The following is a 15,149-nucleotide window of genomic DNA, read 5'->3' on the forward strand; positions in this document are numbered from 1 at the left end:
AGTAACCATCAGATTGGCAGAGCCCTCCTAATCAACCGGGAACCCCTACACCCCGCTCAATTCCGAAGCGCCCCTTTCAGGAGGGTGGTGACCATGGAACTCCTCCTCGCCGCCGGTGTAGGCGCCGCAGCCGGGTTCGGGATCTGGCTGGGGATCACCGCGTTGCGAGGCGTCCGGGTTGTGCCCGACACCGGGCGCCTGGTCCCTAAAGCGGTACCGCCGGAACGGGCTGCCTCATGGCTTGCCGCAGCACTCCTCGTCGGCATGGTCGTCGGGCTGGTAACCGGCTGGCCGGTAGCCGGACTCGGCACCGCAATCGGCATGCTCGTAGGCCCGGCAGCATTAGGCGGCACCAGCCGCCGTGGGAAGGAGACGGCTACCGCCGATGCCATCGCCACCTGGGCAGACATGATTAGGGACACCATGGCCGGAGCCTCCGGTCTCGAGGAGTCACTCATCCAAACCGCAGCCGTCGCTCCTGCCGCCATCAAACCCCAACTCGAGACCTTCGCCCACCGGCTCCGGCATCAGCCACTCGAAACCGCCCTCGACGCTCTCGCTTCCGACCTGAACCACTCGTCCGCCGACCTGATCGTCGCCGCCCTGGCTGCTGCCGCCCGCCTCGAAGCGCGGGACCTCGGTGGGCTGCTGGCTCGCCTGGCCGAGGCCATCCGGGGAGACGTTCGCATGCGTACCCGCATCGAGATCGGCCGAGCACGGATCCGCACCTCCGCCCGGATCGCGGTCGCCACCACCACCGCCACCGTCGTCTTCCTATACGTCTTCGCCCGGCACCTGCTCGAACCCTACGACACTGCCGCCGGCCAGGGCTGGCTGGTGGTGGTGATGGCCGTGTTCTTCGGTGCCGGGGCGATGCTTCACCACTACAGCCAACTCGAAGCACCCGAGCGCTTCACGCTCCGGCACATCTCACATCAGGAGCAGATCCGATGACGGCGCTGGCGGTGATGGTCGCAGGGGCGGGGATCGGGCTCGGTGTCTTCCTGGCCGCAAGGGCCGTGTTCCCTCGACCGGTGCCACTCCAGCGGGCACTCGCGGACCTGAGTCGACCGCGCCCAACCCTCGTCGAGTCGGACACGACGTCGACGACGACGACGACGATAAGCAACCGGATCGGTCGGGCAACAATCAGCTTGTTCGAGGCAACCGGACTGGTCGACCTCGGAGGGCTCCGCCAGCGTCTCCGAGCTCTCGGCAAGCCAGTCGAAATACATGCCTACGAGAAGATGCTCGGCGGACTCGCAGGATTGTTCCTCCCCCTCGGCTTCGCCGCCATCCTCGCCGCCGGGGGAGTGACGGTGCCGGTCGGGTGGGTGGCTGTTCTGGCGGTCGGGTTGTGCATCGGTGGCTTCGTGTGGCCGGATCTCGGGTTGTCGGAGCGGATAGAACGTCGCCGCCGCGACTTCCGCCACTCCCTGTCCGCCTACCTGGACCTCGTCACCATCATCCTGGCCGGCGGGGGCGGACTCGAGACCGCCCTTCAAACTTCCGCCGACCTCGGAGATGGGTGGGCGTTCACCGAAATCCGATCGGCCTTGCGCAAAGCTCGCCTCACCAACCACACCCCGTGGGAGGTCTTCGACCAACTCGGACAGGAGTTGGGTGTCGACGAACTGCGCGAACTCGCCGCATCGGCTCACCTGGCTGGCGATCAGGGTGCCCGCATCCGGGCGTCTCTCGCCGCCAAAGCAGATTCCATGCGCAACAGTCAGACCGCCGCCATCGAAGCCCAAGCCGAAGCCGCCACCGAAAAGATGCTCCTGCCCGTCGTCACCCTGGTCGTCGGCATGATCCTCTTCATCGGCTTTGGCGTCGTCCAAGCGATCTCCACGCCGGGGACAGTCCCATGACACCTACGAAACGAATCCAGCACCCTCGGCGAGACCAAACGACCCGCTACGGAAGGAGCGACTGATATGACCGCCTACATCGACTACACCCGCCTGCTGATCGAAGTTGGCCTCAGCAGACTGGGAGTCCAGGTCCGCGATGAGAGAGGAGCGATGTCAACCGAGGCAGCCGTCCTCACCGGAGTCCTCGTCACGATCGCCGTCGCCGCCGGAATCATCTTGATCGCCAAGATGCGATCCAACGCCGAAGCGATCCCCGACAACGTACCCACCCCCTGAAAGGCAGTGGGGGAGAGGTCGTGAGAGCGCCGAACAGACGAGGAAAGGCCGAGGACGGCCTCACGTCCACCGAGCTGGCTGTGATCATGCCGGTGCTGATCGCGCTCGTCCTGGTCCCATTCCAGATCGCGTTGTGGTGGCACGCCGATCAGATCGCCGATGCCGCCGCCCGAGAGGCAGTCGACGCCGCCCAGGTCGTCACCGCCACTGAAGAGGACGGGGTTCGAGCCGCCGAATGGTTTCTCGACGCCGCCGGCAACATCACCGAACCGCAGGTGACCGTCACCCGCACCACCGTCACCGTCAGCGTCGAGGTGACCGGCAGGGCGCCCCGACTCCTCCCCGGATTCGACTGGCAGGTCACCGCCCGAGCAGCTGGTCCGATCGAACGCTTCATACCGGAAGACGAGCGGTTCGGGATTACTGAAGGGTTGGTCGGGTTGGACTCAGGGACTGGTGGTCGGTGATGCGGTTATGCGGACCCTTGGGTTGGAGAACTGGGGGCGGGTGGAATGCGCAGGAGCCGAATGATGCGCTCCAAGGTTTGAGGGTCGCCTTTCCAATGGGTCTCAAGTCGCTGATGCCCGGTGGCTTTGATCAGATGTCGGATCACCCAGGCGACGATCAGGGCATCGTCGAGGTAGCCGAGGACAGGAATGAAGTCCGGTACGAGATCGAACGGCATCGCCAGGTAGGCGACGACGAGGGCGGGGGCGATCTTGGCCCGGCGCGGCACAAGCGGGTCCCTCATGATGTCGCGGAGCAAGGCGAGGCAAAGGGGAATGAGGCGCGCCAGTTCGATCAGCGCCGTGCGACTCCGTCGAGCCGTCAACGCGGCTGCGGTGACGGCGACGATGAGGACGCCGGCGGTGAGACCGATCCATCCCCACCAGCTCATGAGCCGATCCTAAACATGGGCCCTGAGTCCGGGAGGGTCGAGAACGCGGGCGTATCGCTCCGCGGTCTTGACGGTGACACCGAACAGGTCACTGATCCGTCGGACGTCGCCGCTGGTGGCCAAAGCTTCGTCGAGGATCCGGTCTTGGCGGAGGGCGTCGGGGGAGAAGCCGAGGGCGAGGCCAACCCACCGGCTGCCGACCGGTCCAGTGCCGGTGGCCGTTCTGTGGTGGATGAACAGGTGCGGGTTAGCAGTATGGGGCCACCGGTCGTTGCGATAGTCGAGCCAGACGGCGAGTCGTGTCTTGACCGGCTCGGCGAGCGGAATCGTGCGGTCGGGGAGATGGAGTCGACCGTCACGAAGGTCGGTGAGCGCCAAGTCACGGATCTCTTTGGATCGGATGCCGTGGAAGGCGATGAGGCCGGCAAGCACCGCCCGACCGGGATCGGTAGAAGTGAAGGCTTCCCGTATCTGGTCGGGGTCCAGGGGGAGGGGCTGGTGCCGGTCGATGGTCCCTACATCGATGCGGCTGGTCGGGTTGGTGAAGATCGTCTTGTGGGCTTTGAGGGTGCCGAAGATGGATCGGAGGGCGTACCCGAGGGTGGCTCGAGGGTTTCCGCCGGCCGGGAGAGCCACTTCGACGTCTTGGCGGCTGATCTCTCGGAGGGACTGATGACCCTGGTAGGCCCATGCTTTGAGGGTGGGCAGCGCCCAGGCCAGACGGGTCTTGATGGTGATCGGCGACCGTGGCCGGCTACGGGGCGGTTGGGTGCTCCCGTTGGAGAGGACATCGAACCAGAGTTGGAGCTCGCTGACCATGGCTTCGGGAAGGTCGGCAACCTGTCGAGCGAACCAGGCTTCGATGGCGGGGGTGCGGTCGTCGTGGAGCATCTCCGCCGCGGCGAACAGATCGAGGCATTGGCTGACGGGCAGGCCGCGGGCGGTGAGGGCGGCCACGTCGGTGGCTCTGATCGTGTCAGCGGCAGGGTGGAGTCTGCACAGGGTTCTGATGCCGGCGAGGACTCGTTTGAGGGTGACCTTGCTCCATCCAAAACGAACGGCGCGGTCTCGGGAGATGCTCTCGAGGATTTCCAGCCTCGGATCGGGCTGGTCGAACAGGTCGAGCTGCTGACGGAGGTGATGGGGGGTGGTGGTCGAAGACGAGGAGGTTGGTGGGCTGGCTGGTGCTGCTGGGGCGCGGTTGCGGGCTTGGCGGTGCATGTCGGCGAAGAAGAGCTGCTGTCCGCACCGGTTGGCGGCGACCGGGTCGAGTGGCTGTTGGGGTCGCCGTTGGTTGGCGGCCTGCCGCCAGCAGAGACGGCACAGACGGCGGGAGTCGACAGGACGCCAGCGGCTGCAGATCGTGCATGGACCCGGGATGGGATGCGACTTCCGCCAGTTTCGACAGCCGTAGCACACGCCCTGTTGCTGTCGGGCAACCCCCCAGGCGTGACAGTCCTCACACGATCCGGGCTGTTGCGGTGCGTACTGGTGGCAGCGGGCGCACAACCCGGCCGAGTAATAGTCGTCGACCGATCCGCACCGGCGGCAGGGAGGCTCTGGGAACGACCCTCCGGGCTGACAGGTGAAACAGAACTGGTGGCGTTTGGTGGCGACCGGCTTCACACCACATCCGGTGCATGCTCTAGGTCGGGTCAAGCCGGTGGCTTGGTCCGGTTCCGGCCGGGTCGGATCGGCGTTGTCCCCTGTTCGGCGGTGGCTGCCGTGGTGGGTTTGGTGGCTTCGACCTTGTCCGGTTCGGGGATCAGCAGATCATCCGGACCGCAGTCGAGCACATGGCAGAACACGTCGAGGTCGTCAAGGCGGATGGTGGTGGGTGTTCCCGTCCACAGCGCCGACATCTTCCCTGCGCTGATCTCCAGACCGGCATCTGCTAGTCGGCGTCGCATCTCGGTGGACTTCCAGATGCCCTCCTCGGCGGCCTTCATTCGCAGATTCCAACGCATGATCTCACCTCGTTTCCTCGCCAAACCGGGCAGCTACCCGCTGGTTGGCAGCAGCCCAGGCTTGTTCGATGTGGTTGTCGTGAACATGGATGTATCGGGTGGTGGTGGACAGCCACTCGTGACCCAACAGCTCTTGGATGGCCTTGAGGTCCATGCCTCGCTCATAGAGAGACGAGGCGCAGAAATGACGGAGCCCGTGGGGTGTCAGCCGTCCACTCCAAGCGGGCAACCAACGTCCCACCGCATGAGCCAGTCCGGCTCGCAGCGCCTCGGGTCCTATCCGTCCGCATCGTGTCGTCAGCCGGTCCCGACGTTCGCTCGGGAGGAGAGGAGCGTCGGGGTCGTCCCAGTCGTCACCGAACTGGTGGCGCACATCGGTGAGCCACCACACCAGCAACTCATCAACCGAGTTGATAGCTGGGACCAGCCGGGTCTTCGGGCCCCGACCGTTGCTGCCCTTCCCGAATCGGACATGCAGTTTGCCGTGCTCGCCGAGGTCGGGACGCCAATCGCGGAGGTCGAGCATCACCGTTTCGCCGATCCGAAGCCCGCAGCGACGCCACAACGATGCAGCCAGATAGTCACGGGCGGCGGGCAGGAACTTCCTGGCGTCGGGCAGAACCTCCCGCCAGGCGACGAAAAGCCCCTCCACCTCGTCGCTCGAGGGCGGGACTCGCGGCGAACCCCCGTAGTCGGCTTTGGCCGGCCGGTTGAACTCGTCGATCGGCTGGACCACCACTGTGCCGGTGAGGGCGTGGATGTCGCCCTGGTAGCGGCCGACAACAAAGTCAAAGAAGCGGCCCAGAGTCCAGGCCTTTGCCTGCACCGTCGACTTGGCTTGCCCGCGGTCTCGCCGCAGCCACACCAGATACCGGTCCGCATCCTCAGGCGTGGCCGTCCACACCGGTCGGCCGAGGAAGCGAATGAACTCGAAAACGATCGTGCGATCCACCGAAACGTGACGATCGGTCACACCCGCACCTGCGGCCGCCAGCGAGAACTGGTCGACAAGCTCCTGCTCGAAATCCTCAAGCTCCTGCGGCGACCGCAAGCTACGAGCCGTGCCCAACGACCGAACCACCGCCAACGACATCGCCACCTCACTTCACCCAGACCGACACACCGTCATGAATCCCGAAAAATAGCCGGGAATCCCGAAGGACTGTCGGATTTTCTCACGAGACGAAGGGTGGGCGACGGGCCTGTGAGTTGCCGCTTCCAGGGGGGAGACATGAGATGAGAACTCAAAGCACTTCCTACAAATGCCGGAGCCAGCCCATGAATGAGCGCGGAGCGGTCTCCACTTTCCTGGCAGTCATAGCTCTCGCCCTCCTGATGGCTGCAGGGCTCGCCATCGACGGTGGCCGCAAGGTCAACGCCCTCAGAGAGGCAAGCCAATTGGCCGACAACGCTGCCCGGGCGGGCGCCCAAGGCGTCGACCTCGACACCCTTCGCACAACCGGCGACCTGACCCTCCAACCCGCCGATGCAGCCGATCGAGTCGACCAATACCTGACATCCCTGGGGCACACCGCAACTGAGATCTCCGTGGTCGGCGACACCATCACCGTCACCGTCGAGCTCACCGTCGATCCCGTCCTCCTTCCCACCGGAGCGATCACCGTTACCGCTACGGAGACCGCAGCCGCCATCACCCAGGAGCCATGATGCGACACCTCAACAACATGATCCGCGGCGTCGGAGCCCTCATCATCGTTGTCGCGTTCATCATTGGAGTTCCCACCGGTTTGGTCGCATATGTGGGATGGCCACTGCCCACCAGCCTCCCAACCCCCGACCAGATCCAACTCGCTTTCCGGAGCGGGATTGACCCGCAACTCCTCATCAACGCCTTGGCCGTGATTGTCTGGATCGTATGGGCCCAACTCGTCGCGACCCTCGCCACCGAGGTCGTCGCGGCTGTCCGAGGCAGAACCGCCCGCCGCCTACCCGTCCTACCAGGACTGCAGCCGGCTGTCGCTCAGCTCGTCGCTGCCATCACGCTCGCCGCCGCCACTCTCGGTCCGCTCCGCGCCGTCCCAGCCACGGCGACTCCACTTCCAGCCGAATTCACTCTGGCGTCAAGCTATCCGGCCGTGGACCTGGGTAAAGAGACATCGAGGCCTGGATGGGCCGAGTCCCCCCAGCCGCAAAAGGCCGAATCCCACCGACCCACATACCAGGTGATGCGCCACGACACGCTATGGAGCATCGCCGAGACCACCCTCGGAGACGGTCGACGATGGACCGAGATCCGGGCACTCAATGAAGGACGGGCCATGCCCGACGGCCACAGCTTCGCAGAGACCACAAATGATCTCACCCCCGGCTGGCTGCTCGTCCTACCGGACGACGCAAGCACTCCCAACGAAGACGATGCGAAAGCGGCCGCAAGCGTGGTCACCGTGGCACCAGGAGGCAACTTCTGGACGATTGCCGAGGCCACCCTCACAACCGCGTGGGGGCGTCCACCCACCGAGTCCGAAACATCCGAGTATTGGCGGCCCCTCGTCGACACCAACCGAGAACGGCTGGTGCCACCGTACGACCCCGACCTCATCTACCCGGACCAACGATTCGAACTGCCCCCCATCCCCACCGACTCCCAGGCCGACTCAGGCGAGCCAACGGTGTTGGATCAGCATCAGGAGCAGGGAGTCGCCGAGGCCACCGTCGAAGCGGGTGACAGCTTCTGGAGCATCGCTGAGACGGCCCTTTCTGACGCATGGGACCGAACCCCCACCACCACAGAAACCACCCGCTACTGGAACACCCTCGTCGATGTCAACCGGGACCGGCTTGCGCCACCTCACGACCCGAATCTCATCCACCCCGGCCAGAGATTCGGGCTGCCGGCCATCCCCAACGACCCCCACAACCCCGCCGAACCCGACACCGGGCTCGAAACCCCCGCCCCGCCCGAAACCGCACCTTCACCTCCAGACAAGCCCGACACCGCCCCGACCACCCTTCCGCCCGACCTCCCAGCTGCAACAACGCTGCCCAACCCGAACGCCAACACGACAACGCCGACCGACCCCACCGATAGCCACGAGCCGCCTGAGCCAATCACCCAGCCTGATGGAACGGACGCTGCCGACGACCTAGACGACGGGAATCTCGCCGGCGAGCTGCTCCCCGTTGCCAGCACCCTCGCAGGCCTCGGAATCCTCGCAGCCGGGATCGTCGCCCTCCTCCGCCGGCTCCGAACGGCACAGCTGAGGCACCGCCGACCCGGCACCATCCCCACACCCCCGCCCCCGGACGCCGCCACAGCCGAGGCAATGATCCGAAGTGCCGCCGCCCCCACCGCCACCGAGTTCCTCGACCTCGCCTTACGCGCCATGGCCCGAGACGTCATCGCCTCCCACATCCCGCCACCACAAGTCGTCGGTGTCCACCTCACCCCCGACATACTGCGAGTGCTCTTGTGGACCCCACACCAAGAACCACCCCCCGGCTGGCAGATCGACGACGAAGGACGCAGCTGGACCATTCCCACCGACACCGACATCGACAGGCTCCGCGACAAAGCCGCCGGTGTGCCAGCGCCCTACCCGGCGCTGGTCACCGTCGGACACGGAGACCACACCCAGCTCCTCCTCGACCTCGAATACCTCGGAGCCACCCAGATAACCGGCAACCCCGACGACGTCACAGCCACCTGCTACACGATGGCCACCGAGCTCGCCACCAGCCCCATCGCCGACGAACTCCAGATCATCTGCATCGGATTCGGGACCGACCTCAACCACCTCGAACGCATACATGCAGTAGACGACCTGAGCGAGATCCTGCCCACGCTCGCAGCCAAAGCTGCAGCGGCCGCTCGGGTCGCATCCCCATCGCCTCTGCACGGTCGGATCTCGTCGGTAGGCGATACCTGGGACCCGATCATCATCTTCCACCCCACAGCCGACGCCCCCGACGAGGCGAACAGAGTTCTCATCACCGCCCACGCCGGTCGAGGTGTCGCCGCAGTCGTCGGCTACCCGACCGGGGACCGGTGGCGACTCCACGTCGAAGACGACACCGTGCGAGTCGATCCACTCGGCCAGACGTACGCCCGCCGCAACCTCACCCTGACCGAACAAACCGCGGTGGCCGACCTCGTCACCGCCGCCAAAGACCTCGACGGCCTACCACCCGAACTCACCACCGACCCGCTCCTGCTCAACGAAGCCGTCGATGACGTTCTCACGTCGACAGACGAAACCATCGAACCGACATTGTTCGCAGAGGAAGAGACCGCCGGCGAAGAGCTCCCGGCCCAAGTCCCCGAAATGAAGGTGCTCGGCACCCTCAGAGTCGAAGGGATCGACGGGCGCTTCGCGCTCCGCAGATGCACCGAACTGGTCGCCTACCTCACCTTCCACCGCGGTGGCGTCGAAGCCGACACCCTGATGGAAGCCCTGTGGCCCGAACAACGACCCGACTACCAACGGCTCAACCGACACACCTACCGTGCCCGCACCACCCTCGGCCTCGGCCCCGACGGTGAGCCCTACCTTCCCTACGTCGCCGACGGGATCTATCGGATCAGCCCCCACCTCCAGAGCGACATCGAGAAGTTCACTGGACACATACGCCAAGCCGACCGAACGTCAGGCGCCGACCAAGCGCACCAGTTACGGGCCGCGCTCGAACTAGTCGAAGGAACGCCATTCACCGGAGCCGGCAACGCCTACATCTGGGCACACACCGACGGGATCATCACCCACACCATCGTCGCCATCGACAACGCCGCGCACCGCCTCGCCCAACACGCCCTCGCCAACGACGACCCTGCCGAGGCGACCTGGGCCGCCAGAAGAGGGCTCGTGGCCACCGGAGCGTGCGAGCACTGTTACCGCAACCTCATGCGAGCAGCAGCCGCCGAGGGCAACCAGGTCGCCCTTGAGGCTGTCTATTCGGAGCTGCTGGCAGTCGTCGACGCAGACGAAGGCCCTGACGCATCCAGCTTCCTAGACTCCGAAACGATCGAGCTCTACGAACGCGCAACCAGGCGGGGACGCCGGCAGGTCGGCTGAGCGGGAAGGCCACATCTTGAGAAGAAGCGCCCCAACCGTCATTTGCGGACAAGTTCATTCCACTCGTGCCTGCTCGAACCGTGGCTACCCAGCGGCGTAGGGAGTATCTCCAGCTGCTTGATGCGGCTAAGTCAGCCATCGAGCTAGCGGTCGACTGTTTCAACCGGGTGCATAACCCGTACCGGAACGAGAGCACGCTCATGTTGATCGCGAATGCATGGGAACTGCTCGCGAAGGCGGTACTTGTGCAGAAACACCAGTCAATACGGCGTGGCCGTCGCGGGGAAACGATCGGACCCGAGATCGCCGTCGTGCGGCTCCGGGATCTAAAGCTGCTTGACGCGAGTCAAGCGCAGACCATTCAGCAGGTCATATCCCTCCGTCATGCCGCCGTCCACCACGTCCTACCGCCGGTGGCTGACGAGATCATGCATCACCTCTTGTTCTTTGCCTGCAAGTTCTTTCGAGAGACGGTTCGAACGGTGTTCCCGGCACACGCCAAGGACCTTCCAGCAAGCTTCCTCTCGCTCTCCTTCGTCGATCTCACTACCTACGCGGACAAGGTGCAGAAGAGCATCTCGCGGGTGCGGCGGAGCCCCGCTGACCGTCGACTTGTCTGGCTGCTTGAGCGTGGGGTCGCGTTTGATGGCTCTACGTACCTAACAGAGAAGCAAGTGGAGGCCAAGTACAAAGGAAAGAACAAGATCTCCCCACATCTCGAACTGGGCGAGTTTGTGCGACAGGCGGACATGGTGCGAATAGTCCCTGTCGAGGCGCCCAAGAACTTCACCGCCGACATCACATTGCGTAAGGGCAGCACGAGGGACTCAACACTGCCTGTTGTCGTCAAGAAGACGGAGCTCGAGGTCGACTATCCCTATCTCACTCGCGAGGTGGCGGAGAAGATCGGTCGGAATCAGAACTGGACTGCCAAAGCGGCGACCGTCTTGAAGCTGAAGGGCGATCCGAAGTATCACCAGGCGATCCGAGTATCGAGAAGCAGCGTTGTTCAGCGCTACTCCGATGCGGCTCTTCAGAGGCTGCAATCACACATCGCGGAGAACCCAACATTCAATCCGTATGCATAGGGACTGCTCGGTCCCCTTCCGATCGGGCCGGCTTGTCGATCCTCTGGCTCGGTGGCCTGTCGGTGGGCATGCACTGCGAGGCGCGCCTTGTGTCCACATAGCCCGAGTCCGCTCTGACCTCAAGGGTCTCGTGATTCGAGTAGTGATTGTTGGAGCCCCTGAACCGGCGGCCAGAACACGCCGAGAACAAGGAAGTTCCATGGTCGTTGTTCCATGTTCCCGACGAAGAGAGCGCTTGCTCGGCCCGCAGCCCACAGTTCGCTGACGAACTTCTGTCGGATCTTGTCTTGCCAATCAACATGGTGGCGCACTTTGCGCCATAGGGCAACGGCCTCCCAATCGATGATGGTTTGCCTGTGCCCGTTGCAGTTGGGTGATAGGCACCGGTAGCTGTATCGGAATCGCCATGGGATGACCTCGAAGTCGGGCCGAGGAGTGTCTTGGTTGTCAAAAAGGCTGGGCTGGGCGGCAATGGCGGCGGCCCGCTCGCGCCACCGATCGAGTTGATCCTGGTCACGTTCGTCGATGAGCAGTTCAGGAGGCTCCGCCGCACGAACGACGGCGAGCGATGGCGTATCGGGACCGGACCCGGAGCGGTTCTGTTCGATCAGGTCACACATGGTGTGCTCACCAAGCGCAGCAACCCGCTGGCGACGGGTGGACCAGCCGTGGTCCCGGCCGATTATTTCCCCGGGGCGGATGGAACCTTCGATCGGCGTCCATGACTCGGGCCGTCGATCAGAGTTTGGTCGGACCGCCCGAACCGTGATCTCCTGATACTTGCGGAACTTGGAGTCATCGGAGAGGTCGCGAAACGGGACTGGGTGGAGTCGGATCCACTGTGCCTCAGGACCGACACTCATAGCCGCGACGCACATACTCTCACGAAGCGCCGACGTCAGAACGGGCGCAGCCTTGACCAGGATCATGACCGACAGTTCTTGTTCCGACGGCATGATGTGTTCCTGCCGGGCTACAGCTCGAGGACCATGAGCGCAGGATCGTCGGCCCGGGCAGTGTCGAGGATGCAAGAGCGATGGCACTCGTCGTGGTCGCGCTCGAAGCACAGCAGAGCGATGCGGGTTTCGTGGGCGAGAGCGATGACACCTTGGTATGTCGAGGACGCACCGTTGTGAAGGTGACGGAGGTACCTGGCTCGCGCGGACTTGAGCCCTCGGCGAAACGGATCGCGATTGTCCTTAGGGTTCCCCAGTTGCCGCTCGTGGCGGTACCCGATGTCGGCCTCACTGAGTGTCTGTGCCAGCGACGACTTCGAGAAGCCCTTCTTGCGGGAAATGGGATTGAGCCGTACGTCTACGAGCACGTCGACTCGGTTTCGTTTCAGGAGGTCTACCAGTTCATCGACGGTGCGCCGTTCGTAGCCGATCGAGACGATCGTGGCACCTCGCGGAAGGCTCGTCATACGCTCGATCCTAGGCGACACACCCACGGTTCCCCTTTCATCGGTTGCTCGCAGTCGGTTGGCTATGGCCAGCTTCTGCACTCTGTGAAGCATGTGCCTTTCCTGCGAGCCGATGCTCGGGCGGCGTTCGGCCGACTGCGAAGAGCCCGTGTGCTGAGTGCATTCGGAGGTTTCTGTTCAACTGACGCCTCGTCCACCGTGACAGATCTCGCGGCGCGACGTTGAGTCGTAGACGTCGAGGTAGGTCCGGACGACGGCCTCCTCTCGGTCAATGCGACTAGCCAGATACCCGATTGCGCGGGAGCGATCGCCCGAGTCGGCGATAGTCTTGACGACTCGCAGGGCAGCCCGGATAACCCTGGGCACGGCTTCGGGCTCTTCGACGTTGTGTTGGCAGATGATCTGATCGATCAGGTGGTGTTCTAGAGGAGCGGCGTTGGCGATGGCTTCTTCAAGCGAGTGTCTTCCGCCGTTTGCGAGCAGGTCTGCAGGGTCGTGTCCCTCCGGCAGCCTGGCGACGTGGAGCCGGATGCCCTGGTGGGCGCGGCCAAGTTCCGCTGCACGCTCCACCGCCTGAAGACCAGCACGATCCCCATCAAACGCAAGGGTGACGTTGCTTGTGATCCTCGCGAGTGTCTTCAGGTGCTCCTCGGTCAGCGCGGTTCCCCCGGTGGCGACAGCGTTGGTGAGCCCGGCTTGGTGGGCGGTGATGGTGTCGGTGTAGCCCTCGACTAGGACCGCCTTGCCGGCGCCGAGGATCGGTTTGTGGGCGAGGTGGAGGCCGTAGAGCAAGGATCGTTTCTGGTAGAGCGCGGTCTCGGGGGTGTTGAGGTACTTGGGTCCGTCCCCTGACAGAAGCCGACCGGCGAAACCGCTGGGCGTACCGTGCTCGTCGTGGATGGGGAAGATCACTCGGCTGCGCATCCGGTCGTAGAGCCGTCCGTCTCGCGATCGGCCGGCAACGCCGGCCTCAAGGAGCAGATCCTCGCTGAAGCCTTCTTGGCGGAGCGCCAACGTCAATGCCTCCCAAGCACCAGGTGCGTAGCCCAGCTGCCAGCGATCGAGCGCCTCGTTGTCGATGCCCCGACCTCGCAGGTACTCGAGTGCCTCCGCTCCCTCCGGTTTTCGAAGTTGGCCTTGGTAGAACCCGGTTGCGGCGCTGACCACCGTCTCGAGATCCGACCTTGCTCTCGGCGCCGGCGACGGCGCCGGGGTCTCCCGATCTCGGGCCTCGATACGGGGACTGGCTGTGATGTGCTCGCGTTCGAGTCGGCGTTCCTGCTCGAGCTGGGTGAGGACCTGGCGGGCACAGCCGATCACCCGATTGGCAGTGGCAGACACCTTGGTGAGGTCGCCTCCGCTCCATGACGCCACATATGGGAGGCTGTAGCCGGCGCTGTCGATCCCCAGGGCTGCGCACACCATGTACGCGACCGACTCGGCCTCCACCTCGACGATCCCCCGACACGACGGCCTGCCGTCCGAGGTCGGTTCGTGCAACCGGACATGCGCCAGTTCGTGCACTGCAGTCTTGAACCGTTGCGCCCCGGGAAGACTGGCACGCACCACGACATCTCGGTGTTGCCAGTCGGTGATGCCGTTGGCTTCGCCGAGTCGGTCGAGGTCGGCGACCTGCAGCTCGAACCCGGCGTCGGTGATGAGCTCGCTGACCTGATCCCAGTGGGAGGGAAGATCCCCTTCAACCAGAGCCACCGGCACTTCGGGGAGGGGTTCGCCGTCGGTTTGGGCGATGTCGAAGACGTGCACGACTCGGAACCCCACAACTCGCCGTTCCTCGTCTTCACCATTCTCGGGTGTGACCTTGCGGATGAGGGGGGCGAGGATCTGCAGTCCCCGTTCACCGCGTCGCACGTGACGGTCGAGTTCCTGCCAAGCCCGATAGCCGGCCACCCGGCTCGGGGTGAACCCGCGGGCCAACGACTGTGCCCAGATCAGTCGGGTGTTGGCGAACGAGTAGTCGTGGAAGCGAGCGGCGACGGCCAGGGCACGCTGCCAGTCCTCGGAGGTGACGAGCTCTTGGAGCGAGTCCTGCAGCTGTTCGTGGAGTCGCTCAACGGCGTCGTTTCGGTTGGTGGTCTTTTCTGCTGATTCCACCCCTCGATCGTGCGCCTTGACCCTGTCAGCAGAGTGTCAGTAGCCCTGTCAAGAAACCTCCAACTCAGATTGGCTGGCCTGTCCGAGTGCGGGTTGGCGATCCGAACTCCGCGATGACACCAGCGTTTACAGGGCTCCCGGCGTAGTCGCCTGGATCGGTCGTCAGTTCTGGAACGACTGAGCGTGCGGGAGGCGGCCCGGACACCGTTCACTCAGGTCATCTGAAGATCCTCTTCTCGAGCAGTCCAAATGATCACGGAATGACAGGGTCCTCCTCCACGATCGACGACATGAACCAGATCGAAGGAAGGAACCCGATGTCGAACCGCCACCGCCAACAGGTCACCTCGGCCGACGACTCAATCAGCCCTGTCACCCGTTTCTCATCCAACCCCCCTCAGCACCACACGCACCTGCAACACTTCCTGTGTCAAGCCCTGGGTGGTTTGGTTGGTGTTGTCAGGGCGCGTGGGAGTGG

Annotated in this window: 15 protein-coding genes; 7 read left to right on the plus strand and 8 right to left on the minus strand. The window is 64.4% G+C overall.

Annotated features, from left to right (window positions below; genetic code table 11):
- The first annotated feature begins 87 nt into the window (after positions 1-87).
- The 4 genes from P1T08_16530 to P1T08_16545 all read left to right on the plus strand — a co-directional run bounded on the left by P1T08_16530 (position 88) and on the right by P1T08_16545 (position 2,617).
- Entirely contained in the window at positions 88-954 is an 867-nt protein-coding gene (locus tag P1T08_16530; protein ID MDF1597687.1) for a hypothetical protein, read from the plus strand.
- Complete coding sequence (locus P1T08_16535; protein ID MDF1597688.1) at positions 951-1,871, plus strand: type II secretion system F family protein; 921 nt, start codon at positions 951-953, stop codon at positions 1,869-1,871. Before P1T08_16530 ends, P1T08_16535 begins: the two co-directional genes overlap by 4 nt.
- Before the next feature lie 66 nt (positions 1,872-1,937).
- Positions 1,938-2,150: a hypothetical protein gene (locus P1T08_16540; GenBank protein ID MDF1597689.1), complete on the plus strand. Its 213-nt coding sequence runs from the start codon at positions 1,938-1,940 to the stop codon at positions 2,148-2,150.
- Between the two features lie 20 nt (positions 2,151-2,170).
- On the plus strand, positions 2,171-2,617 hold the full coding sequence (locus P1T08_16545) for a pilus assembly protein (protein MDF1597690.1): 447 nt from the start codon (positions 2,171-2,173) through the stop codon (positions 2,615-2,617).
- A gap of 5 nt (positions 2,618-2,622) precedes the next feature.
- Here the strand turns inward: P1T08_16545 and P1T08_16550 are convergent, their stop codons facing one another.
- The 4 genes from P1T08_16550 to P1T08_16565 form a co-directional block, all read right to left on the minus strand.
- Positions 2,623-3,048, minus strand: coding sequence for a YkvA family protein (locus tag P1T08_16550; protein ID MDF1597691.1), 426 nt, complete (start codon positions 3,046-3,048; stop codon positions 2,623-2,625).
- Positions 3,049-3,057: 9 nt separating this feature from the next.
- Complete coding sequence (locus P1T08_16555; protein ID MDF1597692.1) at positions 3,058-4,269, minus strand: hypothetical protein; 1,212 nt, start codon at positions 4,267-4,269, stop codon at positions 3,058-3,060.
- Positions 4,270-4,703: 434 nt separating this feature from the next.
- Complete coding sequence (locus tag P1T08_16560; GenBank protein ID MDF1597693.1) at positions 4,704-5,015, minus strand: helix-turn-helix transcriptional regulator; 312 nt, start codon at positions 5,013-5,015, stop codon at positions 4,704-4,706.
- Positions 5,016-5,019: 4 nt separating this feature from the next.
- A complete protein-coding gene (locus P1T08_16565) occupies positions 5,020-6,108 on the minus strand; it encodes a tyrosine-type recombinase/integrase (GenBank protein ID MDF1597694.1) in 1,089 nt (362 codons plus the stop codon).
- 185 nt (positions 6,109-6,293) lie between these two features.
- Here P1T08_16565 and P1T08_16570 point away from each other — a divergent pair, with 185 nt between their 5' ends.
- From P1T08_16570 to P1T08_16580, 3 genes are all read left to right on the plus strand, one after another.
- Positions 6,294-6,683: a pilus assembly protein TadG-related protein gene (locus P1T08_16570; protein MDF1597695.1), complete on the plus strand. Its 390-nt coding sequence runs from the start codon at positions 6,294-6,296 to the stop codon at positions 6,681-6,683.
- The gene (locus tag P1T08_16575) at positions 6,680-10,045 is read left to right on the plus strand and encodes a LysM peptidoglycan-binding domain-containing protein (protein ID MDF1597696.1); all 3,366 of its coding nucleotides are present in this window, start codon (positions 6,680-6,682) and stop codon (positions 10,043-10,045) included. Before P1T08_16570 ends, P1T08_16575 begins: the two co-directional genes overlap by 4 nt.
- 80 nt (positions 10,046-10,125) lie before the next feature.
- Positions 10,126-11,133, plus strand: a complete 1,008-nt coding sequence (locus P1T08_16580; protein ID MDF1597697.1) for a hypothetical protein — start codon at positions 10,126-10,128, stop codon at positions 11,131-11,133.
- 119 nt (positions 11,134-11,252) lie between these two features.
- Here the strand turns inward: P1T08_16580 and P1T08_16585 are convergent, their stop codons facing one another.
- From P1T08_16585 to P1T08_16600, 4 genes are all read right to left on the minus strand, one after another.
- Positions 11,253-12,089, minus strand: a complete 837-nt coding sequence (locus P1T08_16585; protein MDF1597698.1) for a hypothetical protein — start codon at positions 12,087-12,089, stop codon at positions 11,253-11,255.
- Positions 12,090-12,106: 17 nt separating this feature from the next.
- Positions 12,107-12,556 (minus strand): DUF488 domain-containing protein, encoded by a 450-nt coding sequence (locus P1T08_16590; GenBank protein MDF1597699.1) that lies wholly within the window; start codon positions 12,554-12,556, stop codon positions 12,107-12,109.
- A gap of 177 nt (positions 12,557-12,733) precedes the next feature.
- Positions 12,734-14,671, minus strand: a complete 1,938-nt coding sequence (locus tag P1T08_16595; protein ID MDF1597700.1) for a toprim domain-containing protein — start codon at positions 14,669-14,671, stop codon at positions 12,734-12,736.
- A 253-nt stretch (positions 14,672-14,924) separates the two neighbouring features.
- Positions 14,925-15,047, minus strand: a complete 123-nt coding sequence (locus tag P1T08_16600; GenBank protein MDF1597701.1) for a hypothetical protein — start codon at positions 15,045-15,047, stop codon at positions 14,925-14,927.
- Positions 15,048-15,149: the final 102 nt, after the last annotated feature.

Source organism: Acidimicrobiia bacterium, from assembly GCA_029210695.1.
Lineage (GTDB): Bacteria > Actinomycetota > Acidimicrobiia > Spongiisociales > JAHEDJ01 > JAHEDJ01.

Coding starts and splice junctions, on each gene's coding strand:
- P1T08_16535 (MDF1597688.1), top strand. CDS start 951: ATGACGGCGCTGGCGGTGATGGTCGCAGGGGCGGGGATCGGGCTCGGT.
- P1T08_16540 (MDF1597689.1), top strand. CDS start 1,938: ATGACCGCCTACATCGACTACACCCGCCTGCTGATCGAAGTTGGCCTC.
- P1T08_16550 (MDF1597691.1), bottom strand. CDS start 3,048: ATGAGCTGGTGGGGATGGATCGGTCTCACCGCCGGCGTCCTCATCGTC.
- P1T08_16555 (MDF1597692.1), bottom strand. CDS start 4,269: ATGCACCGCCAAGCCCGCAACCGCGCCCCAGCAGCACCAGCCAGCCCA.
- P1T08_16560 (MDF1597693.1), bottom strand. CDS start 5,015: ATGCGTTGGAATCTGCGAATGAAGGCCGCCGAGGAGGGCATCTGGAAG.
- P1T08_16565 (MDF1597694.1), bottom strand. CDS start 6,108: ATGTCGTTGGCGGTGGTTCGGTCGTTGGGCACGGCTCGTAGCTTGCGG.
- P1T08_16570 (MDF1597695.1), top strand. CDS start 6,294: ATGAATGAGCGCGGAGCGGTCTCCACTTTCCTGGCAGTCATAGCTCTC.
- P1T08_16575 (MDF1597696.1), top strand. CDS start 6,680: ATGATGCGACACCTCAACAACATGATCCGCGGCGTCGGAGCCCTCATC.
- P1T08_16585 (MDF1597698.1), bottom strand. CDS start 12,089: ATGCCGTCGGAACAAGAACTGTCGGTCATGATCCTGGTCAAGGCTGCG.
- P1T08_16590 (MDF1597699.1), bottom strand. CDS start 12,556: ATGACGAGCCTTCCGCGAGGTGCCACGATCGTCTCGATCGGCTACGAA.